Origin of the sequence: Acinetobacter sp. RUH 2624 (assembly GCF_000162375.2) — a bacterium.
Lineage (GTDB): Bacteria > Pseudomonadota > Gammaproteobacteria > Pseudomonadales > Moraxellaceae > Acinetobacter > Acinetobacter nosocomialis.
The window spans coordinates 204,006-220,974 of record NZ_KI391940.1 but is presented as its reverse complement, the minus strand read 5'-3'; the positions used below and the strand labels follow the sequence as shown (position 1 = coordinate 220,974).

At 40.0% G+C, this 16,969-nt stretch carries 16 protein-coding genes and 1 pseudogene; 12 read left to right on the top strand and 5 right to left on the bottom strand.

The window, feature by feature from the left end:
* Positions 1-84: 84 nt before the first annotated feature.
* On the bottom strand, positions 85-1,020 hold the full coding sequence (gene lpxL, locus HMPREF0014_RS23095; protein WP_006580465.1) for an LpxL/LpxP family Kdo(2)-lipid IV(A) lauroyl/palmitoleoyl acyltransferase: 936 nt from the start codon (positions 1,018-1,020) through the stop codon (positions 85-87).
* A gap of 119 nt (positions 1,021-1,139) precedes the next feature.
* Complete coding sequence (locus tag HMPREF0014_RS23090) at positions 1,140-1,772, bottom strand: LysE family translocator (protein ID WP_004883388.1); 633 nt, start codon at positions 1,770-1,772, stop codon at positions 1,140-1,142.
* 137 nt (positions 1,773-1,909) lie between these two features.
* Here HMPREF0014_RS23090 and HMPREF0014_RS23085 point away from each other — a divergent pair, with 137 nt between their 5' ends.
* Positions 1,910-2,920 carry an acyltransferase family protein gene (locus HMPREF0014_RS23085; protein WP_006580464.1) on the top strand — a complete coding sequence of 337 codons (1,011 nt, stop codon included), beginning with the start codon at positions 1,910-1,912 and terminating at the stop codon, positions 2,918-2,920.
* A gap of 16 nt (positions 2,921-2,936) precedes the next feature.
* Here HMPREF0014_RS23085 and HMPREF0014_RS23080 read toward each other — a convergent pair whose 3' ends face one another.
* Positions 2,937-4,847, bottom strand: coding sequence for an ATP-binding cassette domain-containing protein (locus HMPREF0014_RS23080; RefSeq protein ID WP_004710693.1), 1,911 nt, complete (start codon positions 4,845-4,847; stop codon positions 2,937-2,939).
* 32 nt (positions 4,848-4,879) lie between these two features.
* Here HMPREF0014_RS23080 and HMPREF0014_RS23075 point away from each other — a divergent pair, with 32 nt between their 5' ends.
* The gene (locus HMPREF0014_RS23075) at positions 4,880-5,125 is read left to right on the top strand and encodes a SlyX family protein (RefSeq protein ID WP_002053395.1); all 246 of its coding nucleotides are present in this window, start codon (positions 4,880-4,882) and stop codon (positions 5,123-5,125) included.
* Positions 5,126-5,179: 54 nt separating this feature from the next.
* On the opposite strand, the gene HMPREF0014_RS23070 is transcribed toward HMPREF0014_RS23075, so the two are convergent.
* Positions 5,180-6,187: a zinc-binding alcohol dehydrogenase family protein gene (locus tag HMPREF0014_RS23070; protein WP_006580462.1), complete on the bottom strand. Its 1,008-nt coding sequence runs from the start codon at positions 6,185-6,187 to the stop codon at positions 5,180-5,182.
* 99 nt (positions 6,188-6,286) lie between these two features.
* On the opposite strand from HMPREF0014_RS23070, the gene HMPREF0014_RS23065 reads away from it, so the two are divergent.
* The 10 genes and pseudogenes from HMPREF0014_RS23065 (at position 6,287) to HMPREF0014_RS23020 (ending at position 15,084) form a co-directional block, all read left to right on the top strand.
* Positions 6,287-6,664, top strand: a complete 378-nt coding sequence (locus HMPREF0014_RS23065) for a helix-turn-helix domain-containing protein (RefSeq protein WP_002053421.1) — start codon at positions 6,287-6,289, stop codon at positions 6,662-6,664.
* 147 nt (positions 6,665-6,811) lie between these two features.
* Positions 6,812-7,261, top strand: coding sequence for a hypothetical protein (locus tag HMPREF0014_RS23060; protein WP_002053270.1), 450 nt, complete (start codon positions 6,812-6,814; stop codon positions 7,259-7,261).
* Between the two features lie 35 nt (positions 7,262-7,296).
* Positions 7,297-9,933 (top strand): type I DNA topoisomerase, encoded by a 2,637-nt coding sequence (gene topA, locus HMPREF0014_RS23055; RefSeq protein ID WP_002053435.1) that lies wholly within the window; start codon positions 7,297-7,299, stop codon positions 9,931-9,933.
* A gap of 86 nt (positions 9,934-10,019) precedes the next feature.
* A complete protein-coding gene (locus HMPREF0014_RS23050; RefSeq protein WP_006580461.1) occupies positions 10,020-10,778 on the top strand; it encodes a hypothetical protein in 759 nt (252 codons plus the stop codon).
* A 137-nt stretch (positions 10,779-10,915) separates the two neighbouring features.
* Positions 10,916-11,488 (top strand): HdeD family acid-resistance protein, encoded by a 573-nt coding sequence (locus HMPREF0014_RS23045; RefSeq protein WP_006580460.1) that lies wholly within the window; start codon positions 10,916-10,918, stop codon positions 11,486-11,488.
* 117 nt (positions 11,489-11,605) lie between these two features.
* Positions 11,606-13,585 carry an ATP-dependent helicase gene (locus HMPREF0014_RS23040; protein ID WP_006580459.1) on the top strand — a complete coding sequence of 660 codons (1,980 nt, stop codon included), beginning with the start codon at positions 11,606-11,608 and terminating at the stop codon, positions 13,583-13,585.
* Positions 13,586-13,658: 73 nt separating this feature from the next.
* On the top strand, positions 13,659-13,898 hold the full coding sequence (locus HMPREF0014_RS23035) for an RNA-binding protein (RefSeq protein WP_000699342.1): 240 nt from the start codon (positions 13,659-13,661) through the stop codon (positions 13,896-13,898).
* 7 nt (positions 13,899-13,905) lie between these two features.
* Positions 13,906-14,067, top strand: a pseudogene (locus HMPREF0014_RS23030) (ASCH domain-containing protein); the annotation flags it as partial.
* Between the two features lie 122 nt (positions 14,068-14,189).
* On the top strand, positions 14,190-14,693 hold the full coding sequence (locus tag HMPREF0014_RS23025) for a DUF6586 family protein (protein ID WP_004710685.1): 504 nt from the start codon (positions 14,190-14,192) through the stop codon (positions 14,691-14,693).
* A gap of 112 nt (positions 14,694-14,805) precedes the next feature.
* On the top strand, positions 14,806-15,084 hold the full coding sequence (locus HMPREF0014_RS23020; RefSeq protein WP_002053465.1) for a hypothetical protein: 279 nt from the start codon (positions 14,806-14,808) through the stop codon (positions 15,082-15,084).
* Between the two features lie 36 nt (positions 15,085-15,120).
* Here HMPREF0014_RS23020 and HMPREF0014_RS23015 read toward each other — a convergent pair whose 3' ends face one another.
* Complete coding sequence (locus HMPREF0014_RS23015; protein ID WP_006580456.1) at positions 15,121-16,830, bottom strand: cation:proton antiporter; 1,710 nt, start codon at positions 16,828-16,830, stop codon at positions 15,121-15,123.
* Positions 16,831-16,969: the final 139 nt, after the last annotated feature.

Sequence of the window (16,969 nt, the reverse complement as noted above, 5' to 3'; positions counted from 1 at the left end):
CGTCCTTGTCGCCTTCGCACGATAGTACATGCTGGTGTTTATTTAGATGTTTATTACTACAGTGCGGCCGTTACTGAAGATTATTTAATAGATCTCTTCATATCCCTCAGGACGTGTCTTAAAACGACGGTGAAACCACATATATTGAGTTGGTGCGATACGAAGCTGGTTCTCAATAATCTTATTCACGCGGGTTGCATCATCGACTTCATCTTCGCTTGGCATATTGTCGACTGCAGGTTCAATCAAGATATGATATTTAGGGTCATGTACATCGCCATGACGATAAAAATATAAAGGAACAGCAACCGCTTTGGAAATTTTTAATAAACGACGGTGAGCCGTTACTGTCGCAGCTGGCACTCCAAAAAATGGTGCCATAACGCCTTGTTTAAGCCCGAAGTCTTGATCGGGACTATACCAAATGGCATCACCATCTTTAAGGTGACGAATTAAGCCGCGCATATCATCATGATCAATTTGTGCTTTGTAGATTGTGCCGCGGCAGCGATAAATCAGCATATCGAGTAGTGGATTATTTTGAGGACGATAAACAACATCAGGTTCAAAATATTGAGCGCATACATAACCACCGGCATCAAGCAAAGTACTATGAGTTCCCAGTAATAAAACACCTTTGCCCTGAGCTTGAGCATCAGTAATGTGTTCTAAACCTTCAATTGTGACGCGGTTTTTAAACCAGTAAGGCTTATACCATGCGTTTAAGGTCTCAAAAATACCAAGCATCATATCTACAAAAACTTGTTTTGCTTGTTGCTGTACTTTTTCAGGTGACCATTCAGGGAAGCAAACTTCTAAATTACGAATAGTAGTTTTGCGACGAGATTTTAAATATTTCCAAGCAAGATTTGCTAACCCGTGAGCTAAACGCCATTGGATCGCCCATGGTAAAATAGCCAAAAGCATGAGGAAAGTAATCGCAATCCATACACCCCAATATTTAGGTAATAAAAAGGACCATTGAAACTCACCGGGCGTATAAGGCTGCTTTTGGCTCATAACGATATAAAAAATTTAAAAAGTTAAAACTGGCAAAAGTGTATCACGAACTGAATTTATCGTCGTAATACACAGGAGTAAATTGAAGTTTTAGAGCAGGGGAAAGAAAACAAAGTGCGTTATCGGCGGTGTTCTAAAAGAATACGAACAGCGAGTCCGGCTAATACAGTCCCCATAATCCAGCGTTGAATGCTTGCCCAAAGCGGTTTTTGCTGTAGAAAGAGCGCAATACTACCTGCAGAAAATACAATCAGTGCATTGACTGAAACACTGACAAAAATTTGTATGGTCCCGAGTTGAATGGACTGCGCTAAAATACTGCCTTGTTGTGGATGTATAAACTGTGGCAATAAAGACAAATACATAATTGCAATTTTAGGATTAAGTAAATTTGTCAAAAAGCCCATTAAAAATAATTTTAATGGTGAGTCAATAGATAAGTCTTTTACACTGAAAATAGGCGCTGCATTTGGACGTAATGCTTTCCATGCAAGCCAGAGTAAATATATGGCACCGACAATACGAATTGTGTCATAAGCATATGGAACTGCCACAACAAGCGCTGTGATCCCGAAAGAAGCGCAGAGCATATAAAATACAAAACCAACAGCAACCCCACCGAGGGAAATAAAACCTGCTATTTTGCCTTGACTAATGGAGCGAGAGATAAGATAAATCATGTTCGGACCCGGGGTGAGTACCATCGCCAAGCAAATGAGTCCGAATGCCAAAATTTGAGAGAGATCTAGCACGGAATTATCCTTAAATATTATACTGATAGGTATATCATAATTATTTTATATACAGCGAAACTTTATTCATTGTCTTTTTAAATTAAAAAATAAGAATAATTCAGTATGATATGAATATCCTGATTTCATAGAAATTTATGAGAAATCTCCATATCGATGCCACAAAAGGCATCTTAATTTTTCTGGTTGTATTAGGTCATTACCTTGAGAGGTTAATTGGCTGGAACGAGCCTTTAAATCAAGCGATTTTAGGGAGTATTTACTTTGTTCATATGCCAGCTTTTATTTTTATATCGGGCATGTTTTTTAAAGAAGAGAAAATACTAGAAAAATTAATTTACTTTCTATCTTTATATTTGCCATTTCAAATTTTATTTCAATTGCTTGATGCCTTTTATAATGGAAGTCTTTGGACTGGTACATTTCATTTGGTATGGTTTGCTAAACCTTATTGGGTGTTATGGTATTTATTTGGCATGGGGGCTTGGACGGTTCTCGCTTTTTTCTTAAAAAAGACGGCATATCCAGTTCTGTTTTCAATAGTTTTAGCTTTACTGGTTGGATGCTCACCCATCAATAATTACAGCTATTCGATGGGTCGAATTTTCGTATTTCTACCTTTTTTTATAGCTGGGTCGATTTATGGTAAAACCATTTTTCAGTATATATCGCAGTTGCCTTATGCAAAGTTATTTGCTGTTATCACATTATTAATCATTACTGCTGTAGCCGATATAAGTCATTATAGTTATTACTGGTTATTTGGTAGTTTGTCATATTTTCAACTACATGTAGATCTATGGCAGGGAATGCTGATTCGCAGTGTAATTATGTTGCTATCGACTATGGGTGTTTTGAGTTTATTTGTACTCACTCAAAATTTTAAACGACCTTGGATTGGTTTAGGCCAAAAAACGCTGCCAGTTTATATATTGCATGGTTTTATAATTATTGTTTTGACTCATCAGTTAAGTTTTAAATATTCGGTCGAGATCAATATTTTCATTAGTCTTGTTTTGGCTATCCTGACTTGTATGGTTTTGCAGTTACAGCTATTTGAACGTTTAATTGGTTTAATTTCCTTCTTTATTTACAGACCTTTTATAAAACTATTAGAACTTTTAAAACCAAAAAAGGGCTTTAATTAAAGCCCTTTTTTATTGATTAACTGCCTTTACTCATTTGCTCAAGTTCATCCCAACGCTCTAATTTTTCAAGCAATAATTCTTCAATTTCTGCTAGGCGTTGACTTGCTTGAGTCGCAGCATCTGCATCAGACACAAACCATGAACCATCTGCAAGTTTGTCAGAAAGCTCGGCTTGTTCAACTTCCAGCTTTTCAATTTCAGCAGGAAGTTGCTCAAGTTCACGTTGGTCTTTATAGCTCAATTTCACCTTTTTTACGGTACTTTGAGCAGCAGCTTTTTCAGCTTCAGCTTTTGCCTGAGCTTTCTTAACGTCAGACTTCTGGTCTACCACTTTTTCATCTGGGCGTTGTAGTAAGTAGTCTTGGTAACCACCTATGTACTCTGCAATACCACCTTTACCATCAAAGACCCAAGTAGAAGTGACAACGTTGTCCATAAATGCACGGTCATGCGAAATAAGTAATAGCGTGCCTTTATATTCGGAAAGCATCTCTTCAAGTAGCTCAAGAGTTACCATATCCAAGTCATTGGTTGGTTCGTCCATCACAATCAGGTTCGATGGTTTAAGCAATAATTTAGCAAGCAAAATACGGTTACGCTCACCACCAGAAAGGGCTTTTACTGGTGTACGTGCACGTTCAGGTGAGAACAAGAAATCTTGTAAATAACTGTAGATATGACGACGGTTGCCATTTACATCCACAAAGTCAGAGCCTTCTGAAACGTTTGCCATGACTGTTTTTTCAAGATCTAAGGCATTACGTAATTGATCAAAATAAGCAATCTCTAATTGAGTACCTGTTTTAACAGAGCCACCGTGTTCGATTTCACCTAAAATAGCTTTAATTAAAGTCGTTTTACCGACACCGTTATCACCGACTAAGCCAATACGGTCACCACGCATGACAAGCGTAGAGAAGTCTTTGATGAGTGGTTTACCATCATAAGATACGCTCAAGTGCTCAATATCAAATACTAATTTACCAGAGCGATTTGCTTCTTGAGTCGCCATGCTCACTTTGCCTTGTTGTGAACGGCGTGCTTTCGATTCTTCGCGTAAAGCTTTTAATGCACGAACACGGCCTTCGTTACGTGTACGACGTGCTTTAATGCCTTGACGAATCCAAGCCTCTTCTTCAGCTAATTTTTTATCAAATAAAGCATTTTGTTTCTCTTCGGCTTCCATTTGCTGAGCTTTAAGCTCCAAATAGCGTGAATAGTTACCTTCGTAGCCACGTAAGATGCCGCGGTCAAGTTCAACAATTCGAGTCGCAATGCTATCTACAAAAGAGCGGTCATGCGAAATAAATAGAAGTGTTAAATTATTTTGATCGAGTAGGAATTTTTCTAGCCACTCAATACTTTCAACATCTAAATGGTTGGTTGGTTCGTCTAGAAGCAATACGTCTGGCTGCGTTAAAAGAGCACGAGCGAGTAAAACACGACGTTTACGTCCACCAGATAAGTCTGCTAAGTCTGCATTTGGATCGAGACCCATTTTACTTAATAGAGCATTCACCTTATTTTCAAGTGCCCAACCGTCTAGTTGGTCTAGCTTGTGCTGAAGGTTACCCATACGGTCGCAAGCTTCCATATCGCCAAGCATACAAGCATCGGTTGCTTGGTGATACGCTTTGAGTACTTCAGCCGCTTCTCCCGCGCCGTCTGCTACAATATCAGCAACCTTACCTGAATCCATTGGAACGTCTTGGGCTAACATGGAAACCGTTAAACCATTTTGGATAGAAACTTCACCAGAATCCGGTAATAAGCTTCCCTCGATGAGTTTAAGTAAAGTAGACTTACCTTCACCATTACGCCCAATTAAACAGACTCGTTCGCCACGTTCTAGATTAAAGTTCGCGCCATCGAGCAGGGCAGGTCCGCCAAAAGCAAGTTGGACATCCCTTAGGGTAATATAGGCCATAATGTTTTCCAGAATCTCAAATGAGGATTTAAATGACTAAACCACCATATCATGATGATCAAGCGTCATTTTCCGCACCCATTGAAGATTTGCAAGTGCGAATTACATTTTTGGATGATTTAGTTGAACAATTAAATCAACAACTCGCTATTCAAACTCAGGAAATAGCTGATTTGAAAAAACAAATGCAATTGCTTTATCAACGTGTGGAATCTTCGGATTTATCAGAAGGCATTGCACCTTTTGACCCTTTAACGAATAAACCTCCGCACTATTAATAAAAAGGCAAGTTCAATACTTGCCTTTTTATTAGGAGGTATTTTGAATTTTACTTAAAAACCTTGTAAAACAATCTTCCCTTTTGTTGTTCCACTTTCAATTTGCTGATGAACCCGTTTTAAGTTTTCAGCATTAATTGGGCTTAAAACCTGAGTTACAGTTGTTTTGATTTTACCCTCATCCACCAGTTTACTGATTTCATTTAGTAGTTCACTTTGTTTTTCCATATCTTCAGTCTGGAACATGGAGCGCGTAAACATAAACTCCCAGTGGACTGAGACAGACTTGGATTTAAACGGTTTAATATCTAACTGATCAGGGTCATCAATAAGTCCAAAATGCCCTTGTGGTGCAATCAACTCTACAATATCTGCTAAATGCTGATCCGTTTGAGTGGTCGAGAACACATATGAAGGTGCATTTAAGCCTAATTGCTTGATTTGTAGGGCTAAAGGCTCGCGATGATCTAATACATAGTCAGCACCTAGTTGTTCTACCCATTCTTTTGTTTCAGGGCGTGAAGCTGTAGCAATAATCGTGAGGTTAGTTAATTGCTTAAGAAGCTGAATGGTAATTGAACCTACACCGCCAGCTCCACCAATCACTAAAATAGTTGTATTAGCAGGTGCAGTCTTTGGAACTTGCAGACGATCAAATAGCATTTCCCAAGCTGTGATTGCAGTTAAAGGGAGAGCAGCTGCCTCTGTTGCTCCTAAAATTTTTGGTTTATGACCAACAATACGTTCATCAACCAATTGCAATTCACTATTACTGCCTTGGCGATTTAAAGCACCTGCATACCAAACAACATCGCCTACTTTGAATTGAGTGACTTTATCTCCAGTCGCTTCAACCACGCCTACAGCATCCCAGCCAAGCACTTTCCAGCCGGATTCGGCACTTATATTTTTACGTATTTTTGTATCGACTGGATTTACTGAAATAGCTTGCACGCGAACTAGTAAATCGTGCCCCTTCGCAGCAGGTGTATCGAGTTCAATATCAACGAGTGATTCTGGCGATGTAATGGGACCTGCTTTTTGATATGCGACAGCTTTCATAATTGTGATTCCTCTTGTTGAGAGTTTGATCATAACGTAAGCTTAAAAATAGTGACTACAGACAAATAACGCTCATAGTGTCAAAAAGGATACTGTAAAATGGCAAAAGCTCGACATTCAAGTTTTGACTGCTCACCGGGTTGTTCAGTTGAAGCCGCGATCAGTTTGATTGATGGCAAATGGAAATGCGTCATTCTTTGGCATTTATTAAATGAAGGAACTTTACGATTTAATGAAATCCGTAAACGAGTTCCAAGTATTACGCAAAGAATGCTCACCAATCAGCTTCGTGAGTTAGAACAAGATGGCATTATTCATCGCGAGGTTTATCCTCAAGTTCCTCCTAAAGTGGAATATAGCCTGACTGATTTAGGACGTGGGCTTGAGCAGATACTTCTTGCTCTAAAAACGTGGGGAGATGCGCATCTGGATCAGTTTGGTAAGTTAGCTACTCTTGAAACTGAAAAGAGCGCCTAAATATTGTGCCTAGATTGCTAAGAATATCTATGAGGAAATGTTGTAGTTTTTAACCTCGTCGGTTAATTGGACATTATTTTTATGATGTAACTTGCGTTTTCTGGTCAGCTTATGCAACTCTAATAAAAGAGATTAATAGGTTTTGCTATGGACAATATCGGAATTTGGGTTACCGTTATCATTGTTCTTTTTGTGCTGGGCTCCATTTTTGGTTTAAGAGTGAGTCCGCGTGAAAAGGCACTCGGTATTATGCGAGACAAAGCCCGTAAAATGGGATTACATCCACGCATAATTGCCGCACCTGAATGGACACATGTCCCGATGGCAACTGAAAAGCGTGCCAGCATGGTTGCTTATTATAGTGTATTGATCCCCGATGCTCGTTTAACGCTCATGCGTGCTCGTGTTATAGACGGAAAATTAAAAGTAGTGCAGGGTGATGAGAAATTTAATGATTCTCCCATTGCATTAAAAGGGATTTATGCTATTGATATGCAGGCAAACTGTGTAGGCCTTTATTGGGATGAGGAATCGGACCTAAAAGCCACGCAATTAGATGAGATGAAGGCTTATCTGTTGGCCTTGGCTGAAGCCTGATTTTTAAATTTATTGGTATAGGAATAACATTTTATATGGCGAATACCTCGCGCTCTGCATCTCAAAGCACAGCATCTACTGCCTCTGCTGCACATAAACGTGCCTTAGTGATTGTGGAGTCGCCTGCCAAAGCGAAAACCATCAACAAATATTTAGGTTCGCAGTACATTGTTAAGTCTTCTGTAGGTCACGTACGTGACTTGCCAACAGGCGGCAGCAAATCAACAGAGAAAAAGCCGGCTGCCCGGACAAAACTCACTGAAGCTGAAAAAGAACAAAAAGCCCAATCTGCGCTGATTAATCGTATGGGTGTCGATCCGGAACATGACTGGAAAGCACACTACGAGGTTCTACCTGGCAAAGAAAATGTTGTTGCTGAACTCAAGAAACTTGCCAAAGATGCAGATGCAATCTATCTCGCAACGGACTTGGATAGAGAAGGGGAAGCAATCGCTTGGCACTTACGCGAAGTGATTGGTGGTGACGATAGCCGTTATCATCGTGTGGTATTTAACGAAATTACTAAAAATGCCATTCAAGAAGCATTTAAACAGCCAACACGTCTCGACTTAAACCGTGTTAATGCACAGCAAGCGCGTCGTTTCTTGGACCGTGTAGTAGGCTTCATGGTTTCGCCATTACTATGGGAAAAGATTGCCCGTGGTTTGTCAGCAGGTCGTGTACAGTCTGTAGCGGTAAAGCTTGTTGTTGAACGTGAACGTGAAATTCGTGCTTTTATTCCAGAAGAATATTGGCAAGTGTTTGCAGACACTAAGGCTAAAAAAGATGATATTCGTCTTGAGGCTGTGAAACAGGCTGGTAAAACACTTAAATTAAAGAACAAAGCTGAAACAGATGCCCTGTTGGATGTATTAAAGGGCGCTGAATATAAAGTTGCACAGCGTGAAGATAAGCCGACTAAGGTGAATCCGAGTGCACCATATATCACGTCGACTTTACAACAGGCGGCAAGTACACGCTTAGGTTTCTCTGTAAAGAAAACCATGATGTTGGCGCAACGTTTGTATGAAGCTGGTTTTATTACCTATATGCGTACGGACTCAACATTCTTGAGTGATGACGCTGTAAGTATGGTCCGTGCTCATATTGAAAGCCAGTTTGGTGAGAAATATTTACCAGCAAAGCCAAACCGCTATGGTAACAAAGCGGGTGCTCAAGAAGCCCATGAAGCAATTCGTCCGTCAAATGTTGCACTTACAGGTGATCAACTTGCAGGTGTAGAGCGTGATGCGCAGCGTTTATATGATTTAATTTGGCGTCAATTTGTTGCTTGCCAAATGACTCCGGCAGAATATTTATCTTCAACTTTAACCGTTGAAGCTGGCAATGTGGAGTTAAAGGCAAAAGGCCGTACGCTTGTATTTGATGGCTTCACTAAAGTTCGTGGTGCTAACAAATCTGATGACGATATCATTTTACCTGCAATTAAAGTGGGTGAAATTTTAAAATTAGAAAAGCTAGATCCAAGTCAGCACTTTACTAAACCACCAGCTCGTTTTACTGAAGCATCTTTAGTAAAAGAACTTGAAAAACGTGGTATTGGTCGTCCGTCAACTTATGCTGCCATTATTTCTACAATTCAAGAACGTGGCTACGTTAAGTTAGAAAATCGCCGTCTCTTTGCCGAGAAAATGGGTGAGATCGTAACAGATCGTCTTGATGAAAGTTTTAATAACCTGATGAATTATGCTTTTACCGCAGATTTAGAAGGTCAGTTGGACCGTGTGGCAACGGGTGAGCGTAATTGGAAAGAATTACTCGATACATTCTACGGTGATTTTAAAAAGCGTCTGACCAATGCTCAAGGTGAGCAGGGAATGCGCCGTAATCAACCAGTTGAAGTGCCAGCAGTACATTGTCCTGAATGTTCACGACCAATGCAGATTCGTACGGGTACTACAGGCGTATTCTTAGGTTGTTCAGGTTATAACTTGCCGCCTAAAGAACGCTGTAAAGGAACTTTGAACTTAACACCAGTTGAGTCATTAGCAGCGTTATCTGATGATGACAGTGCTGAAACCGCAGACTTGATGTCTAAACATCGTTGTCCTAAATGTGGTACAGCAATGGACAGTTATGTCATTGATGGTGGCCGCAAGTTACATGTTTGTGGTAACAACCCAGACTGTGATGGTTATGAGCTTGAAGAAGGCGAGTTCAAGATCAAAGGTTATGATGGCCCAACCATTCCATGTGATAAATGTGATGGTGAAATGCAGCTTAAAACTGGCCGTTTTGGCCCGTATTTCGCTTGTACAAGCTGTGATAATACCCGTAAAGTTTTGAAAAATGGTCAACCTGCACCACCACGCGTAGAACCAATTAAGATGGAACATTTGCGCTCGACCAAACATGATGACTATTTTGTGTTACGTGATGGCGCTGCTGGTCTGTTCTTGGCTGCAAGTAAGTTCCCGAAAATTCGTGAAACACGTGCACCAAAAGTTGCTGAGCTTCGTAGTGTTGCTGACCAACTTGATCCAAAATACCAGTTTATTTTACAAGCTCCGGATGTAGACCCTGAAGGTAACCCAACCATTGTGAAGTTTAGTCGTAAGAACCAATCGCAGTATGTGGGATCTGAAACACCAGAAGGTAAACAAACTAAATGGAGCCTGATTTACCAAGACGGTAAATGGATTGAAGGCTAAATAAGACAAATGAAAAATGCTAGCTCAGCTAGCATTTTTTATATCTAGAACAAGAAAAGAAAATTTAATTTTTATGGGGAACAAGAATGTGGAAAAACATTCGGATTTTGTGTCTATTGATTGTTTTATTAATCGTTGCAGTTCAGGCATGGCGTGACCAAAACCAAGACTGGAATCAGCCTATTGTTGTGGTATTGCACCCAGTAAACGCGGATGGTTTACAAACCACGCAAGCTTATATTCATCAGCTACAAAACGCTGACTTCCAAACGCTTAAAAGCTACCTAAGTGAATGGTCACAGCATTATCGTGGGCAATCAAGTAACTTTGAAATTCGTTTAGGGCAGCAACTACAGCAGAGGCCGCCTGTAGTTCCTCAAAATGCCAATATCCTGAATGTCATTTGGTGGAGCTTAAAGTTTCGTTTTTATGCATGGCGACAACAACAGCCTGAAGATAGTGGTGCATCACTCAAACTTTATTTAAATTATTATGATCCAAGTTATCAAAAAGTTTTGGTGCATTCGACTGCTTTAGAAAAAGGCCGTATTGGTAGCGTTAATTTGTTTGCTATACCAGAGCAAGCCCCACAAAATCAGGTTGTTATCGTTCACGAGCTATTACACGGCTTTGGCGCAAAAGATAAATATGATTTAAAAACAGGTCAGCCGATTTATCCATTAGGCTACGCACAACCTGAAAAGGTCCCTCTTTATCCACAAACACGAGCAGAAATCATGGGTGGTCGAACACCATTATCTGAACAGACCAATAAAATGCCAAGTGATTTACAAGAAACTGTAATTGGTTTACCGACTGCTCAAGAAATTGGATGGTTGAAATAAAATTGTGGATAAATACTGTTTTATCCCTATCAATTGTTAATAAACGATGCAGATCTTATACAGACAATAAATGTGAAGTGCATCACTATAATGACATTATATAAACTTTCTAATACCTGATAATAAGAGTAGCCATGATGAAAACTGTAGGTAATGATTTAGTTCGTAATCAGCTACATGCTGATCGTAAATGGTATCTAATATTAGGCTTTGTGCTCATTATTTTCGGTTTGGTGTTATTTAGCTCACTGCCATTTGCAACATTTTCGGTTGTTTTCCTATTTGGTATTTTAATGATGATAGGTGGTGTGCTGCACTTGATTGCTGCCATAAGTGTATTTAAGGGCGGTAGCCGATGGCTGTGGGCACTTTTTGGTGTGCTGTATTTAATGGCGGGCTATTACGCATTTTCTACGCCTGTGACTACGGCTGTGGTTTTAACTAGCTTATTATCAATTGCCCTGATTATTGCCGGGGTAATTCGTACTATAAATGCATTTTTATTGAGACCAATCGCTGGGTGGGGCTGGACCTTATTTTCCGGGTTACTAACACTCGCTACCGGTATTTTAATTTTAGTTTCTAAAGATTCTCCGTTTTGGGTGTTGGGAATGTTTTTAGCAGTAGATATTTTATTTCAGGGAATCAACTTTTTAGGACTTGCTTCTGCAATTAAACATTTGCCTTCTAGTTCAAAAACGGTTTCTTAATATAAATAACGAACAAAAGGGCACCTAGAGTGTCCTTTTTTTGTTTTTAGTGAGTGAAGGTCCATCTCATAGTATGGGTCTGTTAAACTAAGCCTTGGTGTTTTAGCGATATGTGTTATGAGTCTTGCAAAGTTAATTAATGAATTAAATGCTCAGCAAAAAAAAGCAGCAACTACTACAGCACAAAACTGTTTGGTTTTGGCTGGAGCGGGCTGTGGCAAGACTAAAACCATTGTTGCTCGCGCAGCTTATTTAATTGATCAGGGTTTGTCAGCTAATCAAATTCAGATTTTAACGTTTACGCGCCGTGCTGCGAGTGAAATTGTTGCAAGGGTTGAACAGCATGTTGGAGCACAAGCCAAAGGCCTTCGCGCATCTACTTTTCATACCTTTTGCATGTATTTATTGCGTCGTAATCCGCAAGCGTTTGGTTTAACCCAATTTAGTATTATTGATCGTGATGATCAGTTACTCATGTTTCGCTTATTGAGAGGCAAAGACAAAGATAATGTTTTGCCTAAAGCGGCAGAGCTGTGTGATTTATATTCTTATGCCCGAAATACACAATCTAAGCTGTCTGAAGCGTTACTCAAGCAATTACCTGAAGCATATGAATATAAATCACAAATTGCTGAGTTAATGAAAACCTATGAACAGCGTAAAAGAGAGCGTAATTTTTTAGATTATGATGACATTTTGTCGATCGTCGCTGTTCATTTACAAAACTCGGAAGCACTGACGAACTGGGTTGCAGGCTTTTGCCAAGCTTTACTGGTTGATGAGATGCAAGATACCAATCCTTTACAGTGGGCTCTTTTGCAGCCACTGATTGGTAAGGTGAAATTATTTTGTGTGGGAGATGATGCCCAGTCAATTTACGGTTTCCGTGGTGCCGACTTTGAAAACATTCATTCGTTTAAAGAGCGGATTCCAGACGCAGTAATTCATACTTTAGATTTAAATTATCGCTCGACTCAAGAAATATTAGATTTATCAAATTGGTTACTTGCCCACAGTCCAATCGATTATCAAAAACAGTTACAGGCACATCGTGGCAAAGGACAAAAGCCACAACTCCATTTGTTTGGTAATGAATTTGAAGAAGCCAACTGGATTGCACAAGACTTAATAGAGCGGCATCAGCAGGGCGCAAATTGGTATGACCATATGGTATTAGTCCGCTCTGGCTACAGTGCTCGTTATTTGGAAGGGGCATTTATCGCTGCTGAAATTCCGTATCGTTTTATTGGGGGCGTAAAGTTACTTGAATCAGCGCATGTAAAGGATGTGCTCAGTTTATTACGTATTGTGAGTAACCCGCAGGATGACTTGGCTTGGATGCGCTTTTTAACCTTATGGGATGGTATTGGTGACGTTGGGGCCAGCAAGTTAGCACAAGAGTTAATGAGCATTAGTGAGGTCGAAGAGCGTTGCCAGCGTTTGGAGCGTCATGGAAAAGTTCCTTTACAGGCTATTTTGATTTTGAAGCAGCTTGATGTGCTACAGCAGCATGTTGAGGCAAGTATTGGTCTAGCTCTTGATGCCTTAAGTGAACAGTTGGAGCAAAACTATAAAACTAAAGATTGGTCACGTCGCGCTAGAGATTTTGATTTAGTCAAACAACTTGCTCGCAAGCATGCATCTCTTGGTGAGTTCCTTGAAGAATATGTGCTTGAACCAATTTCAATTTCTGAAATTGAAAAAGCGGGTGATGATGATTTAGTGACCTTAATTACAATTCATTCGGCTAAAGGTGCAGAACAGAAGGTGTGTTATGTGCCGCATGTCTCACCAAATCAATATCCCTATGCGCGTGCGCAGGGCGATTTTGATGAAGTCGAAGAAGAACGCCGTGTATTGTATGTTGCATTAACACGTGCGGAAAATGAATTGATTTTGACGAAGCAAAATCTCAATACATGGTCACAAGATACATATGACGAACAAGGCCGCAAAATCGAAAGTTATTTCTTAAATGATCTACCTGCTCATTTGGTACAGGCAAAAATTCATCGGCAAGTTCCACAGCCATTTGCCAAAAAACAATGGAACACTTCACGAACAGTAAACTTAGGTTTTGGTATCGATCTTGACTAAACTACTGTATAAGACACTGTGAATACTCAAATGTATATTGGCCTTTATTTTGAAGGCTAATCAAGGTTGGAAAATGAAAATATTAGTTCGTAATTTAGATCGTTCAGTGACTGAAGCTGAAGTTTTAGAGCTGTTTAAGGCTTATGGTAAAGTTGAGTCTTGTGTGGTTGTTACCGATAAAGATACAGGTAAATCAAAAGGTTTTGGCTTTGTTGAAATGCCGAATCCGCGTGAAGCCATTAAAGCAATCAAAGGTCTAAATACACTTAAGGTAAAAGGTTACGGTATTCGCGTTAAGGCTGCTGAAGAGTAATACTTTTATGCAACAATTTTTAGCTCTTTCTGTGGTTGCTCCAAATGGAACCTATATAGCCCAAGGTGTAAAGACACTTGAAGTCCTTTCATGGGTGCCTACAGAGTTACCTCTTAAAGATCTATTCATTGTTGAAAACAAGAATTTTTTAATGAATGATGGTGATGAGGGATAACGTAAAATTTATCAAGTCTCTCTGGATTTACCATAAATAACGTTGATTTTATCAATGGAGTCGTTAAGCTAAGAATAGCCATATTGATGGCAATTTTAGAACAGGAAAGTTTAGTTATGTCACGTGTTGCTCGTTATCATGCCGATCGTACCAATCAAAAACTCTATTTTGCGCGCCTAGCGTGTCAACAAGCAGAGCAAACTGATCATGTACAGCAGGTACAAGCGTATCGTGAAACAGCTGTCTTTCACTTGCATGGTGCGATGTTAGCATTTCTGCAAGAACTGGTACGTTATTACCGTTTAAATGACTCGCAGCCGACATTAAAATCGATTGAAGAGCATATGGCGGCAAAAGGACAAGTTTCTCCTGAAGTTTCTGTTTTGCAGCAATTGGCAAAAGATGGTTTTGTTGCAGAGTTAAAGCGTGCTTACCGCATGTGCCAATATGCACCGGAACCTACTGAACCGACACCGGAAGAAGAAACTTCTTCTAATTTGATCATTAAAGTGACTCAGGGGCCACAATCATGGTTACCTGATGTGAAAATTTTGCGTGAATGGCATAGAGAGTTAAGTCATTTAATTGATGGTTTTCGTAACGAAATGGTCGAGTTCTAAAATTAAACTGTCTGAGCGCTTGAAATTTAATCCCAGTGCGCCTATATAAATAAGACGAGAGATGCAAAGTGCAAGGGTGCTTTGCCACCATGTTGAAACATGGAGGAAGTATATGTCTATACAGCAATTGAAAGAGTTATTTGGAAATCAAGAAGCAGTGTTGGAGTTAGTCCAACTCGAAGGTGGTGAGCTCGCCTTGCGTAATGCTGGTTCTGAAAAAGAGCCTTTGGTTAAAATTCAATTTAGTGATGAACTAAAAGAGATATTAGGCGAGCAAACGCCTATCGTTGCCCAGCATATGATTCAAGCTGCTTTATTTGGACTGCTAGAGAAGCAGGTTAATGAATGGCAGGCTGAAGTTGTAGATGAGCAGCCTAAATTCCTAAGTTAAAAAAAGCGTACTCTTGAGTACGCTTTTTTGTATGCGTTAATGATGTGTTGACTGATGCGCAAGCTCGATTTGATTTAAAATATGATGGCTCATATTCTTTGCCATTTCTTCTTTTGCATAGAATACTTCACCAATATTTTCATCTCGAATAACGGCAGCTTCTTCTTTACTTTCTGCACAAATTAAAACCTGAATTTGAGGGTTCAATTGTTTGGCAATATCCACAATCCGGTGAATATCTAAAATATCCATAGGGGAAATCACCAAAAGACGTGCATGCATGATATGAGCCTGAATGAGAACACCAGGTTCAGTTGCTACACCACTTACGGCAGCAATATTTGCTTGACGTAACTTTTCTACAATTTCACGATTTTCTTCTGCAATCACGACTTTAATATTCTGATTAATTAAATTTTCAGTAATACGTCGTCCAACGCCACCATATCCTACAATTACCACTTGATCGCGTAGATAAGCCTGATCGACTTCATCTGGCAACATAGCGAGTGGGTCACCACTACGTTCAAGAAGTCGTGCCAAATGAGAGCGCTCACGAATCCAGCGTTGTACAGGTTCAACTGCCGAGAAAACAAAAGAGTTAAGCGTAATAGAGAATAAAGCACCCGCTAAAATCAGGTTTTGCGCTTCTAGGGTTAATAGACCTAAAGAAACTCCCAGAGTAGCCAAAATAAATGAAAACTCACCAATTTGTGCAAGGCTGGCCCCGACAGTCAAAGCAGTATTAATTGGATAGCGGAAGAATAAAACCAAGGCCATTGCAGCAAGTGTTTTACCCACCATAATAATTGCGATAACTGCCAAAATATGCAGTGGACGCTCGATAAGAATATGTGGATCAAACAGCATTCCTACCGAAACGAAAAATAAAATTGAGAAAATTTCACGTAGGGGAAGAGTCTCTTCTTCTGCACGGTGGCTAAAGTCTGATTCTTTTACGACCATCCCCGCAAAGAAGGCCCCTAAGGCCATTGAAACGCCAAAGATAGCATAAGAGCCATAGGCGATTGAAACAGCTGCTGCTACGACTGTCAGCGTAAATAGCTCTCTTGAACCTAAGCGAGCAACAAACTGCATAATGATAGGCACTACACGCTTGCCTACAATGAGCATGAACGCAATAAAGCCAATCACCTTTAATAGGGTGATTCCAAGCGTTAACCAAATGTTGCCTTGCGCGCCTGCTGGTGCTTTGCCACCAAGTAAAACTGCTGTAGCTGGAAGAAGTACTAAAACAAGTACCATCACTAAGTCTTCAACTAACAGCCAACCTACAGCAATTTTGCCGTTTACTGAGTCTAAAAGACCGCGGTCTCCTAAAGCTTTTAATAAGACAACAGTACTCGCACACGATAGGCTTAAGCCAAAAACCAGAGCGGAGCCAAAGCTCCAGCCCCATAACATTGAAACGCCAATACCAAGTAAGGTGGCAACAGCAATCTGTAAAATCGCACCCGGCAAGGCAATACGACGAACTTGTAAAAGATCATTTAATGAAAAATGCATCCCAACGCCAAACATCAAGAACATTACGCCGAGTTCAGCAAGTTGGTTGGCAAGATGAATATCTGCTTCTATGCCGGGGGTATTCGGACTAATAATAATTCCGGCAATAAGGTAGCCAATAAGAGGGGGAAGTCGTAGTCGGGCGGCTATATAGCCAAAAAAGAGGGCAACACCGAAACCAACAGCAAGTAAAATAATTAAATCTACGTCATGCGGCACTAAAAACTCCTTTTACGTGAGTTAGGCTAAAGACAAGCATAAAAAATGCCAAGGTGGAATATGTAGAAAGTTTAACAAAAAGGCAGGTATAAAAAAAATGCAAAAAAAAACGACTTCTTTAAGAAGTCGTTTTTTTCGA